This is a genomic window from Natronobacterium gregoryi SP2, from assembly GCF_000230715.2.
Classification (GTDB): Archaea; Halobacteriota; Halobacteria; order Halobacteriales; family Natrialbaceae; genus Natronobacterium; species Natronobacterium gregoryi.
Genome location: NC_019792.1, coordinates 3,345,711 through 3,360,814, shown reverse-complemented (window position 1 = coordinate 3,360,814; position 15,104 = coordinate 3,345,711). Strand labels below are relative to the sequence as shown.

General features: G+C 62.9%; 14 protein-coding genes and 1 tRNA gene. 7 read left to right on the top strand and 8 right to left on the bottom strand.

Annotated features, from left to right (window positions below; genetic code table 11):
* Nucleotides 1-281: 281 nt before the first annotated feature.
* Nucleotides 282-815 carry a HAMP domain-containing protein gene (locus NATGR_RS16480; protein WP_005576804.1) on the top strand — a complete coding sequence of 178 codons (534 nt, stop codon included), beginning with the start codon at nucleotides 282-284 and terminating at the stop codon, nucleotides 813-815.
* A 978-nt stretch (nucleotides 816-1,793) separates the two neighbouring features.
* On the opposite strand, the gene lysS is transcribed toward NATGR_RS16480, so the two are convergent.
* On the bottom strand, nucleotides 1,794-3,281 hold the full coding sequence (gene lysS / locus NATGR_RS16475) for a lysine--tRNA ligase (protein ID WP_005576806.1): 1,488 nt from the start codon (nucleotides 3,279-3,281) through the stop codon (nucleotides 1,794-1,796).
* Between the two features lie 690 nt (nucleotides 3,282-3,971).
* Nucleotides 3,972-5,177 (bottom strand): succinyl-CoA:mesaconate CoA-transferase, encoded by a 1,206-nt coding sequence (mct, locus tag NATGR_RS16470; protein WP_015233825.1) that lies wholly within the window; start codon nucleotides 5,175-5,177, stop codon nucleotides 3,972-3,974.
* Nucleotides 5,178-5,319: 142 nt separating this feature from the next.
* Between mct and glmS the strand changes: the two genes are divergently transcribed.
* The 5 genes from glmS to citE are packed head-to-tail and all read left to right on the top strand — an operon-like array spanning nucleotide 5,320 to nucleotide 10,691.
* On the top strand, nucleotides 5,320-5,775 hold the full coding sequence (glmS, locus tag NATGR_RS16465) for a methylaspartate mutase subunit S (protein ID WP_005576810.1): 456 nt from the start codon (nucleotides 5,320-5,322) through the stop codon (nucleotides 5,773-5,775).
* Nucleotides 5,776-7,218, top strand: coding sequence for a methylaspartate mutase subunit E (locus NATGR_RS16460; RefSeq protein WP_005576812.1), 1,443 nt, complete (start codon nucleotides 5,776-5,778; stop codon nucleotides 7,216-7,218).
* Between the two features lies 1 nt (nucleotide 7,219).
* Nucleotides 7,220-8,497: a methylaspartate ammonia-lyase gene (locus NATGR_RS16455; protein WP_005576814.1), complete on the top strand. Its 1,278-nt coding sequence runs from the start codon at nucleotides 7,220-7,222 to the stop codon at nucleotides 8,495-8,497.
* Complete coding sequence (gene mch / locus NATGR_RS16450; protein WP_005576816.1) at nucleotides 8,490-9,602, top strand: 2-methylfumaryl-CoA hydratase; 1,113 nt, start codon at nucleotides 8,490-8,492, stop codon at nucleotides 9,600-9,602. The genes NATGR_RS16455 and mch overlap by 8 nt, the downstream gene beginning before the upstream one ends.
* 45 nt (nucleotides 9,603-9,647) lie before the next feature.
* Nucleotides 9,648-10,691, top strand: coding sequence for an L-malyl-CoA/beta-methylmalyl-CoA lyase (citE, locus tag NATGR_RS16445; RefSeq protein ID WP_005576817.1), 1,044 nt, complete (start codon nucleotides 9,648-9,650; stop codon nucleotides 10,689-10,691).
* Between the two features lie 150 nt (nucleotides 10,692-10,841).
* Here the strand turns inward: citE and NATGR_RS16440 are convergent, their stop codons facing one another.
* From NATGR_RS16440 to NATGR_RS16430, 3 genes are all read right to left on the bottom strand, one after another.
* Entirely contained in the window at nucleotides 10,842-11,477 is a 636-nt protein-coding gene (locus NATGR_RS16440; protein WP_005576819.1) for a hypothetical protein, read from the bottom strand.
* 354 nt (nucleotides 11,478-11,831) lie between these two features.
* Nucleotides 11,832-11,915, bottom strand: a tRNA-Ser gene (locus NATGR_RS16435).
* A gap of 23 nt (nucleotides 11,916-11,938) precedes the next feature.
* Nucleotides 11,939-12,709: a glycosyltransferase family protein gene (locus NATGR_RS16430; RefSeq protein ID WP_005576821.1), complete on the bottom strand. Its 771-nt coding sequence runs from the start codon at nucleotides 12,707-12,709 to the stop codon at nucleotides 11,939-11,941.
* A gap of 103 nt (nucleotides 12,710-12,812) precedes the next feature.
* Between NATGR_RS16430 and NATGR_RS16425 the strand changes: the two genes are divergently transcribed.
* A complete protein-coding gene (locus NATGR_RS16425) occupies nucleotides 12,813-13,037 on the top strand; it encodes a hypothetical protein (protein ID WP_005576823.1) in 225 nt (74 codons plus the stop codon).
* Here NATGR_RS16425 and NATGR_RS16420 read toward each other — a convergent pair whose 3' ends face one another.
* From NATGR_RS16420 to NATGR_RS16410, 3 genes are all read right to left on the bottom strand, one after another.
* A complete protein-coding gene (locus NATGR_RS16420) occupies nucleotides 13,038-13,646 on the bottom strand; it encodes a uracil-DNA glycosylase (protein WP_005576825.1) in 609 nt (202 codons plus the stop codon).
* 85 nt (nucleotides 13,647-13,731) lie between these two features.
* Nucleotides 13,732-13,974, bottom strand: coding sequence for a hypothetical protein (locus NATGR_RS16415; protein WP_005576828.1), 243 nt, complete (start codon nucleotides 13,972-13,974; stop codon nucleotides 13,732-13,734).
* A gap of 5 nt (nucleotides 13,975-13,979) precedes the next feature.
* On the bottom strand, nucleotides 13,980-15,050 hold the full coding sequence (locus NATGR_RS16410) for an Mrp/NBP35 family ATP-binding protein (protein ID WP_005576829.1): 1,071 nt from the start codon (nucleotides 15,048-15,050) through the stop codon (nucleotides 13,980-13,982).
* Nucleotides 15,051-15,104 lie beyond the last annotated feature (54 nt).

The window sequence follows — 15,104 nt, the reverse complement described above, 5'->3', positions numbered from 1 at the left end:
GGTTTCAGATCGTGCCGGCCGGTTACTAGTACTCCGCCAAGCGTCGACTGCTGAGTGAAACCAGACGACTGCATTCGGTTTCACTCATCTGTTCAGGCTTGCCAAAGCACTAGTGGCGGGCCAAGCCTGAACTGATCGGTCGAATCTGGCGGTGTGGCTCGATTCGACCCGTCAGTCGACGGTTGGGACGGTACTAGTATGAGACGGAATGCTGTCCCGAGGTACCGGCGTTACCGCAGGTGGGCTCGCGGTCGCGCCGGAACTGATGGACAGCAAACCGTATGAAAGGAGCCACAGTTTCACGCGTAGTAGTCGACACGTACCGACGCACGCTCCGGCAGTTGCTGCAGTGGCTCCAGTTCGAGGACAGCATCGAGCGAAAGGTCCTCACGGCGGCCGTCATCCAGTACGTGGCCGCGATGTTGCTGCTCGTGTTTCCGCTTGCCTTTCTCGGCCCTACGCGAGTACTGACGGCCATGCCAACGGGATACGTCGTCGGGACGGCTGTGGTCGTCTGCCTTGTGACTCTCGCGTTCGCAAACACTGTCTGGGTCGTCCGCCGGGATCTCCTTACGCCAGTCTTGGAACTGCAAGATGTGACGGAGGCACTCGCTGTGGGACACTTAGACCAGGCACAGACAGACCCAACGCAGACCGACGAAATCGAAACACTCCAGTCGGCGATCAGGAACGTCCACCAACACCTCCTCGTCGTCACCGAACAGACCAACACGCTCGGTCAGGAGGAGTGTAGTGCGCCGATTCTCGAAGAAGAGATTCCAGGCCAGCTCGGTAGCTCTCTCGAGACGATGTGAGAAGTCGCAAACCGTCCGAGTGTGTGACACAGGTTGTGGGTTTCACGTTCGCGGTGGTCAACTCGAGAACGGAGTGGTGAAACAGTGCAGCTGCGATGGTGCCGTACACGACTATCCACAGCGGAGCGCGTGGGGCGTTGGCTCGTGAGTCGTGCAGTGAGAACGGACGCTACACGACCGGGTGGCACTGGGGAGTCGGACTTAGACCGGAAACGTTCCATTTTTCTATATAGTTAGCAATATTTATATGTGTGCTTGTGAGATCGAAACACAGTATTGTACTCGACGAGACTGTGAGATAGTAGTGTCGCGAGTCTACTCTGACTAGTGCACTCCACTTCTGATCGAGAATCGTGATCGATTTTGGCCAACTCTCAACTAGTCGGTCTACGCTTGGGATGGTACTAGAACCGTCCCAACCGTCGACTGACGAGTCAAATCGTCCAGACGGTCGGGATTCGATCCAGCAGGGCAGGCCTGGCCCGCGACTCGGTCGACGGCCAGCAGAACCGACTCCCCATAACGCACTTGTAACGAACTGTTTCTACACGTTCGGCGGCCTTCGAGGGAGTTACGACGCTCACCCAGCCGCTTCTCGCAGAGCGGACGGCGAAACGAGACGACGAACTCGCGGCGCTTCCGGTCGATTTAGCCGCGCAGCCGAACGTCATCCTCCATCACTGTAGCTGTGAGTCCCGGTGTGTTCGACGCGGTGATCGAAACTTCGCCAAACGTGTCGAAATACTGTTGGAAGACTAATAATCTACGATCCTGTATCTGTTTATCCACGTCGATTCAGCATAGCCGATTCACGGCGTCGGGCCGTGCTCGAGACTGCAGACGGACGAGAGACTGCCGTCTGCTGCCCGGCTCTCGAAGAGGAAAAACCCCGGCCACCGGTGGCGCTTGTCTTCTCGCCCGAGCTACTGTCGGGTACATCGTCAAGCGCCGTTTTCCCAGTGAAGCCCACTTACACCGTCAACAGAACTCCTCGTTTTGTCGTGCGACCATCGGGAACGGCAACACGTCCTTGATCGACTGTGTCCCCGCGATCAACATCGCGAGCCGATCGACGCCGATGCCGAGACCACCGGTCGGCGGCAGGCCGTACCCGAGCGACCGGACGTAGTCGGTATCCATTTCGTGTGCTTCGTCGTCGCCACGTTCCCGTCGGCTGACTTGCGCTTCGAACGTTCGTGCTTGCTCGAGCGGATCGGACAGCTCCGAGTACGCGTTCGCGAGTTCGACGCCCTGAACGACGGCTTCGAACCGCTCGGCCCGAGCGTCGTCGTCGGGGTGGGGCGCACACAGCGGCGTGGACGCGCGTGGCGGGTCGGTCACGAAAAGCGGCCCCTCGATCTCGTCTTCGGCGGCCGCCTCGTAGAGTTCCTCGTACACCCGACCGCGCGTCACCGAGCCGTCGAACGCGACGTCGTACTCGCGCTCGGCGAGTCGGCGCAACTCGTCGGTGGAGCGATCCGTGACTGGAATCCCGCCGTACTCTTCGAGCGTCTGCTCGAGGGTCAGCCGATCCCACGGTGGCTCGAAGTCGAGTGTCGCCCCGCCGTACTCGAGGTCGTACGATCCAGTGTGCTCGAGGACGACCTGTGAGACGAGCGATTCGGTCAGTTCCATCACGTCTTCGTAGTCGGCGTAGGCCTCGTAGAGCTCGAGCATCGTGAATTCGGGGTTGTGCGTCGTGTCGATGTCTTCGTTGCGGAAGACGCTCCCGATCTCGAAGATGCGTTCGAATCCTCCCATCACGAGCCGCTTGAGATACAGTTCGGGTGCGATGCGAAGGGCCTGCTCCTCCTCGAGGGCTTCACAGTAGGTTTCGAACGGGGTTGCGCGTGCGCCACCGGCGGTGTGGTGGAGGATTGGCGTATCCACTTCGCGGAAGTCACGCTCTTGCAGGAGCTCTCGAAGCGTAGCGATCACGGCAAAGCGTGTCTCGATACCTGTCCGGAGGTCGTCGTCGACGACCATCGCGCCAACGCGGTCTCGGACTCGGTTTCGTTCGTTGAACCCGGTCCGCGTCGGCGGACTGCGGAGGGCCTTCGTCGCGAGCTGCCAGTCGGCGACGTGAATCGATCGCTCGCCCGTGTCCGTCCGGATCGGGACGCCGGTGACGGCGAGGAAATCGCCGATGTCGACGAGTTGTCGGTCGTCGAACGCCTCCGTCTGCTCTTCGGTAAACAGAAGTTGGATGCGGCCGGTTTCGTCCCGCAGGTCGGCAAACAGCACCGAGCCGAGGTCGTTTACACGCAGCACGCGACCTGCGAGTTGGTACGTCGTGGACGGCGGGTCCTCGTACTCGTCGGCAGCGAAGGCGTCGAGAACCGACTCGATCGTCGCGTCCCGATCGACGTCGGTCACGTACGGTGAGTCGCCCTGTTCGCGGAGGCGTCGGGTCTTTTCGATGCGGTCCGTCTCGAAGTGTCGGTCAGTGTCGAATTCGTCTGTCATCGCGTTGGATAGAGATGTGTCTGGAACAGCCAGACGTGTGCAATATTCTGTGAGACAGCCGTCGCTTCGGACCCAGCGCCCAGCCAGAGCTCGAAGCTCGGGGCTCGACCCGGTCCGGTCGGACGACTGGCCAACAGCAATCGATACGGACCCGTCAGCGAGTGGCCGACACGACTCCAGTCGTGCGATCGAGCGCGATGGATGGCGGCGGCTGACGGGTGCGTTACCAGCCAGGGAATTGACCACGACACGGCGAAACGCCGCCGAGCCGTCGGTCTTCCATGGGCACGTTAGACGCGTTTAGGTTTCGAAAACGGACGAGACGCTGCGGTAGCCAGCGAGCCAGCAGGGGCCGACGTGAAGCCACCGTTCAGCATACTCTCTCGTTTCGGCGGGGTCGTCTTGTAGCTTACGTTTGCGTTCCTCCAGGACGGCGGGAGTCAAAACACGATCGAACGCCGGCCACCCGACACGGTGATCACGGCCCGCGTCGTCTCGAAACCCAATTGGCGGGTCGTCGCATAGGCTTCCTGTCGTACGGTTTGCTGGACGTCAGTTCCGGTGCGACCGCGAGCCCGCCTACGGTCGCGCCGGTCTCTCGGGACAGCAGTCCGTATCAGTCGGTGCCGGCGCAACCGCGACCCGACCCGAAGCGAAGCGGTTGCACTGGCGTCGATACAGCGATCCGGCTTAATCGTCGGCCGTCGTCTCGGCTTCCTCGCCCAGAATTTCGTCGCGGTGCTCGTCCAGCAGCGGCGCACGTCCTCGAGGCTCCGGCGAGGTCTCGGTCATCTTGATCGGCGAGCCCGCAATCTCGACGTGTTCGTCCGTGCCGGGTTGTTCGACCTGGACGAGCATGTCGCGTGCCCGAACGTGGTCGTCGTCGAAGATGTCTGCCGTCGTCTGGACGGGTGCCGCTGGGACTCGCCTTTCGAGTGTGTCGACGACTTCGTCGTTCGTCCGGTCGAGCGTCCAGTCAGCGATTTCTTCGCGGAGGAGGTGTCGACTCTCGAGGCGGTCTGCCATCGTCGAGTGATCGTCGGCGAGTTCGTCGCGGCCCATCGCCGAGCAGAGTTCCGTCCAGTGTCTGTCGTTGAACGCGGCGATGACGACGTAGCCGTCGGCCGTCTCGAACGCGTCGTAGGGAAACAGCGTCGGGTGGGAGTTACCCTGCCGTGATGGCGGTTCGCCCGTGTAGGACTGCTGGTAGATGGCGCGTTCGGTGAAGCTGATCATCGAGTCGTACATTCCGGTGTCGACGTACTGGCCGTCACCGGTCTGCTCGCGGTGGTTGACGGCCGCGAGGATGCCGATGCAGTTCAGCGTCGCTGTAAAGAGGTCGCCGACGCCAGGCCCGGTCTTCGTGGGCGGTCCGTCTTCCTGGCCGGTGATCTCCATGACTCCGCCGAGCGCCTGTGCGATGAGGTCGAACGACGGCTGGCCCTGGCGGTCAGTCTCGCCCGTTCGCGGGTCGCCGAAGCCACGAATAGAGGAGTAGATGAGTTCGGAGTTGTACTTCTGGAGCCGTTCGTAGCCGAGGTCGTACTTCTCCATCGTTCCCGCCTGGTAGTTCTCGACGACGACGTCGGCTTCTTCGACGAGTGAGAGGAAGTCTTCGCGGTCGGTCTCGTCGCCGAAGTCGAGTTCGATACTCCGCTTTCCTCTGTTGACACTCTGGAAGTAGCCGCCGTAGGCCTCCTCGTCCGGGTCGTCGACGAACGGTGGGTTCGATCGGATGAGGTCACCGCCGGGCCGTTCGATCTTGACGACATCGGCACCGAGGTCTGCGAGCAACATCGTACAGTACGGGCCAGCCAGCACCTGCGTCAGGTCCAGCACGCACAGATTCGAAAGCGCCCCTCTGCTCTCGGAACCCGAACCCTTGTTATTTATCATGAAGTGCTGCCGAATCCAACCCCCAACAGTAAAAAACCTTTACTATTAAGCATTGGCATGTTCCTGTATGCCAATGAGGGAAACAAAGGACAATTAAAGAATATTATCATGGACGATCATTAACTTTATACTGGGGTTCCTCATGGTTCTGCACACGATGTCCCGAACGGTTGTCCTCGGCGTGATCGGGTCCGACGCTCACGTCGTTGGCATCACGATCCTAGAGCAGGCGTTCAGTGCAGCTGGTTTCGACGTCGTCAATCTCGGCGTCCAGACCTCACAAGCGGAGTTCGCCGAGGCCGCAGTAGCACACGATGCAGAGGCTGTGCTGGTCTCCTCGCTCTACGGTCACGCCGAACAGGACTGCCAGGGATTTCACGAGGTGCTGGACGAAGCCGACGTCGACGCAGTCACCTACATCGGCGGCAACCTCGACGTCGGACAGAGCGACTTCGAGCAGACCCGACGCACGTTCCAGAAACTCGGCTTCGATCGCGTCTTCGACTCCGAAACCGACCCGGAAGATGCGATCGCCGCCCTGCGACAGGACCTCGAGATCACACCAACCGAGTCGGAACGTGCTACTATCAGTTCCTAGATGATACGAGACGAGCGTATTCCATCCGACGAGCTACGGCGTATCGACGACGAGATCCGGTCCAACTGGCCAACGGGTGCCGACGTGGACTTCGAGAACGCGATCGAGTACCACGAGTCGCTGCCGGCCCACAAACGGTTCGCGGACGTCCTCGAGTCGGCTGACAAGCCCCTCTTACAGCCGCGAGCCGGAGTACCCCGGATCGACGACCAAATCGAGTTGCTGGAGTACCTTCACCGGGAGGGCCAGGCCGACCTCTTGCCGACCACGATCGACTCCTACACCCGTGACAACGAGTACGAGAAAGCCCAGGAAGGTCTCGAGAAAGCCCGTGAAACGGGCGAGAACACCCTCAACGGCTTTCCCGCGGTCAACCACGGAGTCGACGGCTGTCGCGAACTGATCGAGTCGATCGAGGCTCCGATCGAAGTTCGCCACGGCACACCCGACGCCCGCTTGCTCGCGGCGATCACCTTCGCCGGTGGCTTCCAGAGCTTCGAGGGCGGACCGATCTCGTACAACATTCCGTACACGAAACGACACGGCCTCGAGGAGACGATCGAGAAGTGGCAGTTCGTGGATCGCCTCGCGGGTGCCTACACCGAACGCGGTGTACGGATCAACCGCGAGCCGTTCGGCCCGCTGACGGGGACGCTCGTCCCGCCGTCGATCGCAATCGCGATCATGATCGTCGAGGGGCAACTCGCCGCCACGCAGGGCGTGCGCTCGATCACGCTCGGCTACGGACAGGTCGGCAACGTCGTCCAAGACGTCGCCGCCCTGAACGCCTTGCAGAAGCTTGGCGACGAGTACCTTCCCGACGAGGTCGTCGTCACCACCGTCTTCCACGAGTGGATGGGCGGCTTTCCGCCGGACGAGGCACGCGCCAACGGCGTCATCAGCCTCGGCGGGATGACCGCTGCGATCGCACAACCGGACAAGGTCATCACCAAATCCCCCCAGGAGTTCCAGGGGGTGCCGACCAAGGAGGCAAACGCCTCCGGCCTGCGAACGACCCGGCAGGTCATCGACATGGCGATCGAACAGAACATCGACATCGACGGTATCGCGGAGGAACAGGACCTCATCGAGCGCGAAACCCGGTGTCTGATGGATACGATCTACGATCACGGCGACGGCGACGTCGTCCGAGGGACGATCGAGGCGTTCGACTCCGGCGTACTCGACGTCCCATTTGCCCCGAGCGACAGCGCGAAGGGGGCCGTCCTTCCCGCCCGCGACGACGACGGTCGCGTCCGCATCTTCGAGTGGGCCGACCTCGAGATGGACGACGACATCAAGGAGATCCACAGGGCACGCCTCTCGCGACGCGCCGACACCGAGGGTCGCGACCAGTCGTTTCGGATGGTCGCGGACGATGTCGACGCGATCAGCGACGGCAAGCTCATTGGCCGACCACAGCCACCACAGGGGGACGCCTAACATGAAGCTCACAGGAATTCACGCGACGCCCGGCTACGCCGGGTTCTTCTTCGACGACCAGCGCGCGATCAAACAGGGTGCAAAGCAAGACGGCTTCACCTACGAAGGTGAGCCCGTCACCGACGGCTTCGAGGAGATTCGCCAGGCCGGCGAAACGCTCATCGTCGACATCTCCCTCGAGGACGGCTCCACGATTCGCGGCGACTGCGCTGCGGTCCAGTACTCCGGGGCCGGCGGGCGCGACCCGCTCTTCCAGCCCGAGGAGTACGCGCCCGTCGTCGAAGGCCCGGTCGCCGACGAGCTCGTCGGCCGCGACGCCACCGACTTTCTCGCGAACGCGGAACTGCTCGAGGAACTCGCGGTCGAAGGGAAGCGACTCCACACGGCGATCCGGTACGGCGTCTCGCAGGCGCTGCTCGGTGCGGCGGCCAAGGCCGACGGCACGACGAAGACCGACGTACTGGCCGACGCACTGGGAACCGACCCTGCGACGGAGCCGGTGCCGGTCTTCGGCCAGTCCGGCGACGACCGCTATACCAACACCGAGAAGATGTTCGTCAAGGGCGTCCCCGTGCTTCCCCACGCCCTGATCAACAGCGTCGAGAAGATCGGCGAAGACGGGGAGACGCTCGTCGAGTACGTCGAGTGGCTCACCCAGCGGTCCCAGGAACTCGGCCCCGACGACTACGAGCCGCGGTTCCACATCGACGTCTACGGGATGATCGGCGAGATATTCGGCCCGCCCTACGACCGCGACGAGGTCGTCGACTACTTCGTCACCCTCGAGGAGGCAGCCGCGCCGTACCCGATTCAGATCGAGGGACCGATGGACGCGGGCAACCGCAAAGCACAGATCGAGGAGATGGTCGAACTCCGCGAGGGACTCGAGGCCGCGGACGTCGCCGTCGACGTCGTCGCCGACGAGTGGTGCAACACCTTCGAGGACGTGCAGGCGTTCGTCGACGCTGGCGCGGCCGATCTCGTCCAGATCAAGACGCCCGACCTCGGCGGCATCCACCGTAGCGGACAGGCGGTCCGTTACTGCGAGGGAACGAACACCCGCGCGTATCTCGGCGGGACCTGCAACGAGACCGCAACCTCTTCGCGGGCCTGCGCCCACGTCGCGCTCGCGACCGACGCCGCCCAGGTACTCGCAAAGCCCGGGATGGGTTTCGACGAAGGGTACATGATCGTCGAGAACGAGATGCGACGGACGATCGCACGACGCAAGCGTGACCAGCAACTGACCGCGAGTGACGAGGTGACTGCAGATGACTGACTGGACCGATCCCGAGACGTTCGTCCAGGCACTCGAGCGAGCCGAGACGAAAGAGAAGGGAAACTGCTTCGAGGACTTCGAGGAAGGGGACGTCATCGAACACGACCCCGGCCTCACGCTCACGCAGTTCGGCAACGAAGGGTGGATGAGCCAGACGCTGAACCACGATCCAGCCTACTGGCGATCCGACGCGGCCGAGTCACGCGGATTCGACGAACCCCCGATCCACCCGGACTACCTCACCGCGGCCACCCTCGGCATTACCGTCGAGGACCTGAGCGAAAAGGGCGGCTACTTCCTCGGGCGCACCGACGTCCGGTTCCCCGGAACACCGGTCTACGACGGGACCGAACTCCACGTCGAGAGCGAAGTGGTCAGTACTGCCACCTCGAGTTCTCGGCCCGAGTACGGCATCGTCTCCTGGCGAACCCGAGGCACGGACGCCGAAACTGGCGAGATCCTGTGCTCCTACGAGCGCACGAACATGATCCCGCGTCGCGAATCGGTCGCGACCGACGGCGGGGAGGGAAGTGACGGTTCGCGATCCTCGTCGGAGGGCAGCTCCGACGGCGGTGGAGAGACGGCGACTATCGAAGACGACGGCCCCAGCCTCCCCGAAACGTTCGTCACGCCCGAAGGCGGCTACTTCGAAGACTTCGTGGCCGCACTCGAGGAATCCGAGGACCGCGACGCCGCCGTCGCCTACCAGCACGAACGCGGCCGCACCCAGGACGACGTCACCGTCGCTTCCCTGCCGTTGGCGACGCTGAACACGGCCAAACAGCACCACAACGTCGACGTGATGGCCGACTCGCCGTCCGGAGACATCGTCACTTACGGCGACGTCACCCGATCGACTGCGCTGGGTCACGCCCGGTCGGACGAACAGACCTGGCGCGAGGTCGGCTTCGACGACGAGAAGTTCCACACGTTCGTCGCCGCCGGCGACACCGTCTACGCCTTTACCCGCGTACTCGAGGCCGAGAACGACGCCTCGAGCGACGAAGCGGGCACCGTCCGGTTCGAACACGTCGCGTTCAACCAGGACGACGAACCCGTCTACTCGGGAACGCGAACTGCAGAGATCCAGAAACGAACGCATTGACACCGACTCCGAACGATACCCACACAATCCAACGAATCCAGACACATGACCGACGACATCCGACTCTGTCGAACCTTCCAGACTGCACCGGCCGCCGTTCCGAAAGACGACTCGGCGAAGTACCTCACCTCCGGCCTCGAGGCCGAGGGATTCCAGGCACCCGACTGGCTCGTGCCCGACTTAGAGGACGGCACAGCGCCCGACATGAAAGAGCAGGGCCTCGAGAACACCATCGAGAACGTGCCCGAGTACGAGTTCCCCGGCGAGATCTGGCCTCGCGTCGAGTGGAGCTACGAGGACGAAACCTACCGCGAGAAAGGTCGTGCCCAAATCGATCGGCTCGTCTCCGAGGTCGGCGACGAAATCGACGGCGTCGTCGTCCCGAAAGTGGGACGACTCGAGGACGTCCAGAACGCCGCAAAAGCCGTGGCTGAAGCCGAATCCGAACACGGCTACGCCGACGGGTCGATCGGACTATCGATCATCATCGAGACTGGCCGTGCTCGCTCGGATCTGCGAGAAATCGCCCAGTTCGGCGAGGACTCTCGGCTGACCGCGCTCGTCTTTGGCCCCGTCGACTACGCCGCCGAACTCGGGGGCCGAGATTTGGGCGACGGAATGCCACGCTGGGATGGCCTGCTCGAGGCGCTCTCGAACGAGGCAAGCGCCGGCGGCCTGCTGTCGATCGGTGGTCCCTTCGACGACCTGTTCAAGGAACGTGCCGGGTTGACCTACTACAATGCCGACGAGTACGCCGATCAGGTCGAACACGAGGCGCGTCTCGGGCTGGACGGCTCCTGGTCGTTGTACCCCAAACAGACGATCCAGGCCAACACCGTTCACATGCCGACGCCCGAGGAACTCGAACGCGACGTGAACAAGATCGAACGGTTCAACGAAGCCAAACGCGAAGGTACCGGGGCCGTCACGCTGGACGGCCAGATGGTCGACGAGGCGACGTTCAAGAACTTCCGGAACACCGTCCAGCAGGTTCGTGCAATCTACGACACCCGTCCCGAGCAGGCCGAAGAGTACTACGACGAGGGGCTACTCGAGCGCGCGCTCGAACTCGAGTTGTCCTACCAGTAACCTCTCGTTCCGCTGTATTTTCGGCGTCCCTGTCCCGAATGGACCCAGTTCGGATCTCGTTTTCCACTCATACGGAACGCTGTCCCGATGTACCGGCGCGACCGCGAGCCAGCCTGCGGTCGCGCCGGTACATCGTTACAGTAATCCGTATCAGTCCTCTCGCGACCACCCTCGACGACAAAAGGCAGGTACAACGGCTGTGGACGGTCGCTCCTCGAACAACATCGTGACGTCGACCGCTCGAGGAGTTGCGGCCACGATCGCGTCGAACTCGACGTCGGGTTCGGAGCGGAGGTCCCCGCCGCGGGAGTAGCTGGCGTTGTAGTCGACGAGCACACCGAGTGGAATCGCCCTGTCGAACGTCAGGTCCTCGGGTGCGTCCTCGAGGGTATCGACCTCCGCGACGCCCGTTGCGACGAAGACACCGGTTCCGAGTAACTCCTCGCTGGAAAGCGACGATCGAACGTGCGATGCCGCGGCCGCGGTTGCCCGTCTCGTCCCCCACTCGTCGAACGACATCTCGTTCGTCTTGCCGCTGTCGTACGTGATGCGGACGCTATCGTCTGCGTCCACGTACTCGTACTCTCGGTCGGGTTCGGCCTCGATCGACGTTCGTTCCCCGTCACCGAGCCGAGTCGTGGGTTCGATATCAGGGTCGAAGTCATCACCGGTCTCCGACTCAGAGGCGTCGCCACCTCGACTCGAGAGACGACTCGTGTCGAGACACCCGACAACACTCACCGAGAGTGTCCCACCAACGCCAGCGAGCACCGTTCGGCGGTCCATACCTCCCTATCAGCTAGTAGTCGATACAGGCTTTCTCCCCTTGCTCGATTCCAATCCGATGATTCGCCGCTCGGGTCCCCGCGCTCCGTTCGTCACAAAAACGGAGGGGATGAGATTCGAACCACGCTCGATAACCTGCGCTACGCGCAGACCCCCGATCTGATTCGAATCCCACCGTTTCGTTTTCCGCTCACGTGCTCTTCGTGAGGCTCGTCGCAGTTGTTCGCGGAAAAACGGTGGGATGGGATTTGAACCACGCCCAGACGTGCTCCGTGCTCGCTTCGCTGCGCGCGACTGGTCTAGTTCAAACCCCTCGTTCACGCTTCGCTCCTCACGGATTGCTCGTCGCAGAAGCGGTGGGGATGGGATTTGAACCCATGAGGCTTGACAGCCACCTGCTCTCAAGGCAGGCGCGTTAGGCCGCTCTGCCACCCCACCTCACTCCCACGTACCCCGTCCGCTCAAAAATGGTTATCGGTCTCCGCTCGCTCGAGGTCGCCGTCCTCTCCAACCGAAATCTCGAGGTCGTCGACGACTACCGCGGTCGCAGTCGCGGTCAGTCGACTCGCCACTGCGCGGGCTTCGAGCGTCGCGATCGTCGACCGGAGGCCGCCAGGAGTTGCGAGCGTCGGCACCATCGGTGCGAACCCGAGGTCGAGTCCTGCCTCGTCGACGCGGTTCGCGAGCGTGGCGAACTCGAACGGCGCGTACGCGTCTTCGAAGTCGATCGGGTCGGTGAACGCGGCCAGGTACGTCCGGCCGTCGGAGGACGGGCCGAGCACGACGTCGTGGCGACGGAGCCCCATCGCCGCACCGTCGATGTCCGAGCGTTTGACCGCCGGTGCCGTCGGCTCGAGGACGCCCACGCCGTCGACGCCCTCCCGTTCGAGGAGGTGGGTCACCGTGTTACCGATTCGTGCGGACTTGCTCGAGCCGACCTGGCGCTCGAACCGGACCGCTTCGGAATCTGTGTCGGTCTCCTCGAGCGCATCGGTGACGAGCGCCCGAACTGCCTCCTCCGAATCCCCGTCCGCAACCTCGTCGGGTAACGTCTCTTCGTCCCTGTAGTTGACGAGGAGGTCGCCGCCGCTGTCGACTGCGGTACGGACGACGTCGGTGACGGCAGCCTCGTACAACTGGATTGCCTCGTTTTCCGACAGCGGCGTCGACTCGACGAGTCCCGTCAGAACGAGTCCTTCTCGCGGTGGATCGACCGGAACGACGACGATCATACGGGCACTCCGCTATCACGACCCTTGAACGCGGCGTTTCAGTCACTCGAGACGTGGACGAAGTACCACATAAACTATACCTGCGGACTTCGTTGCGAGACGTATGAACGATCGGACCGTCACCATCACTGGACTGTTCGGCGCGCTCGTCGTCGCGCTCTTGGCTGTACTGGGTGTCTACGGCTTCGTCACTGGCTACCTGCTCGAGAGTCCCGGCGACCTATTTGTCCCCTCGATCGGCGTGCTTGCAGTAACGATCGTCGTCGTCGGCGCGCTGATCCTCCTCGGTGCTCGCTCGAGTCAGTGGCGACAGAACCCGTACTGGTAACTACCGTTCTCGCCGTCCTTTCGTCTGGCGATAGTCCGACGCCATCAGCGACGCGAAGTGTTCGAGCCACTCCTGGGTCTGCTCGTCGGTCTGGTCTCGAGGCTCGAGCATTGCAACGAGCGCGAACCCGCGGCCCCGGATGGTCGTCGCGTGGGCCTCCGGGAGAGCGAGTTCCTCGGCTGGCGTCGTCGTGTACTCGGTGCCGAGTTCCGCGAGCGCCCGCTCGCCGACGGGAATCAGCACCTCGGGGTTTATCGACCTGATCTCGGCGTCGAGATAGGGTTCGCAGTTACCGATCTCCTCGTCGGTCGGTCGACGGTCGGGATCGCGACACCGGGTGAGGTTCGTGAGGTAGGCGTTCTCGAGGGCAGGGCGATCGTCTGGGGAAGTAGCGTCACAGAGTGCGAGTCGCTCGAGAACCCGCCGGAGTGAGGTTCCCGAGCCGTCGGTCTCCTCGTCGGTGACGAGGAAGGGGACGCCGACGTCGTCGGCCCGTGCGGTCGGGTGTTCGCCGACGAACAGGAAGTCGGCACCGACGTCGCCGTAGCCGTGGACGACCTGGGTTCGCGTCTCACAGAGCGCCGGACAGTTCCGGCACTCCTCGTCCATACCGTACGGGTTCGATCGAGTGTGCTGGTTTGCGTCCACGTCGTGTTCTTCTCTGCGTTCGGCGCTCAAAAGAGACGCGGCTGCTCTATCCGTCGAGGCCGCCGCGTTCGGTGACCTCGAGGATGAATTTGACGTTGCGGACGATCTCTTCGGGCGTCGTCTCCTCTTTTTCGTCGTAGAGGTCGCTGGTCCGGTAGAGAATATTCGCGAGCTGTTTGCTCTCGCTGGTCTCGTCGCGGATCTCGTCGGCGACATCCCGGAGCAGTTCGACGCGTTCGGTGTCCGGTTCGAAACGTTCGTCTCCGTGGTTGGCAGTGTCACCTGACATCGGTCTCAATCCATGGACGGGGCTTGGCTCTGGTGGGCCTGCGAGACGGCACGTCGGTGTACGATCCCGACGTTGTCAGCGACGTTTTCCGTGAGGACTCGGAAGGCGTCGCTTACCTCACCCTCGCCGAGGACGGTCGGCTCGCCGCCGTCGCCGCCCTCCCGAACCGTCGGATCGAGCGGAATCGATCCCAGGAACGGCATCTCGTGGGTCTCGGCGAACTCCTTGCCGCCGCCGGAATCGAAGATATCGTGCTCGCTGCCACAGTCCGGACAGGCAAACGTCGACATGTTCTCGGCGATACCGAGCACGATGGTCTCGTGTTTGGCGAACATCTCGAGCCCCTTGCGCGCGTCGTCCAGGGCAACGTCTTGTGGCGTCGTGACGATCACTGCGCCCGTGACGGGCATCGTCTGGAGCATCGTCAGTTGCGTGTCGCCGGTTCCCGGCGGGAGGTCGACGACGAGGTAGTCGAGGTGGCCCCACTCGACGTCCTCCGTAAGCTGTGTGATTACTTTGTGAACCATCGGGCCGCGCCAGATGACGGGGTCGTCCTCGCCGGTAAGAAAGGCCATGCTCATCAGCTTGATCCCGTACTTCTCGGGCGGGACGAGCGTCTCGTCCTCGGTCGCCATCGGCGGCTCGTCGGCGTCGACCATCCGGGGAACGTTCGGCCCGTAAACGTCCGCGTCGAAGAGACCGACGCGGGCACCCAGTTGCGAGAGGCCGGCTGCGAGGTTGACCGCCACGGTCGACTTGCCGACGCCACCTTTCCCGGAGGCGACGGCGATGACGTTCTTGACGTTTGGGAGCACCTGATCGTCGCCGCTCGCGTCGTCACGGTCCGGAACGCTCGCAGAGAGGTCGGGCTCGAGTCCCTCCTCCAATAACAGTTCACGAACCTCGGCGGCGACGTTCGACTCCGTCGGTGAGTACGGCGCGCCAAGCGCGAGATCGAGTTCGACTTCGTCGCCGTCGACGGTGACGTCGTTGACGAGGCCGAGTGAAACGATATCGTCCCCGAGCTTTGGGTCGTCGACCGACTGCAGGCGGTCGAGAACCGCGTCTTCGTCCATACTGGATGGTACGCCCGGCGGTCGAAAAGGGTTGTGTTCGAAACAAGAGAGTCC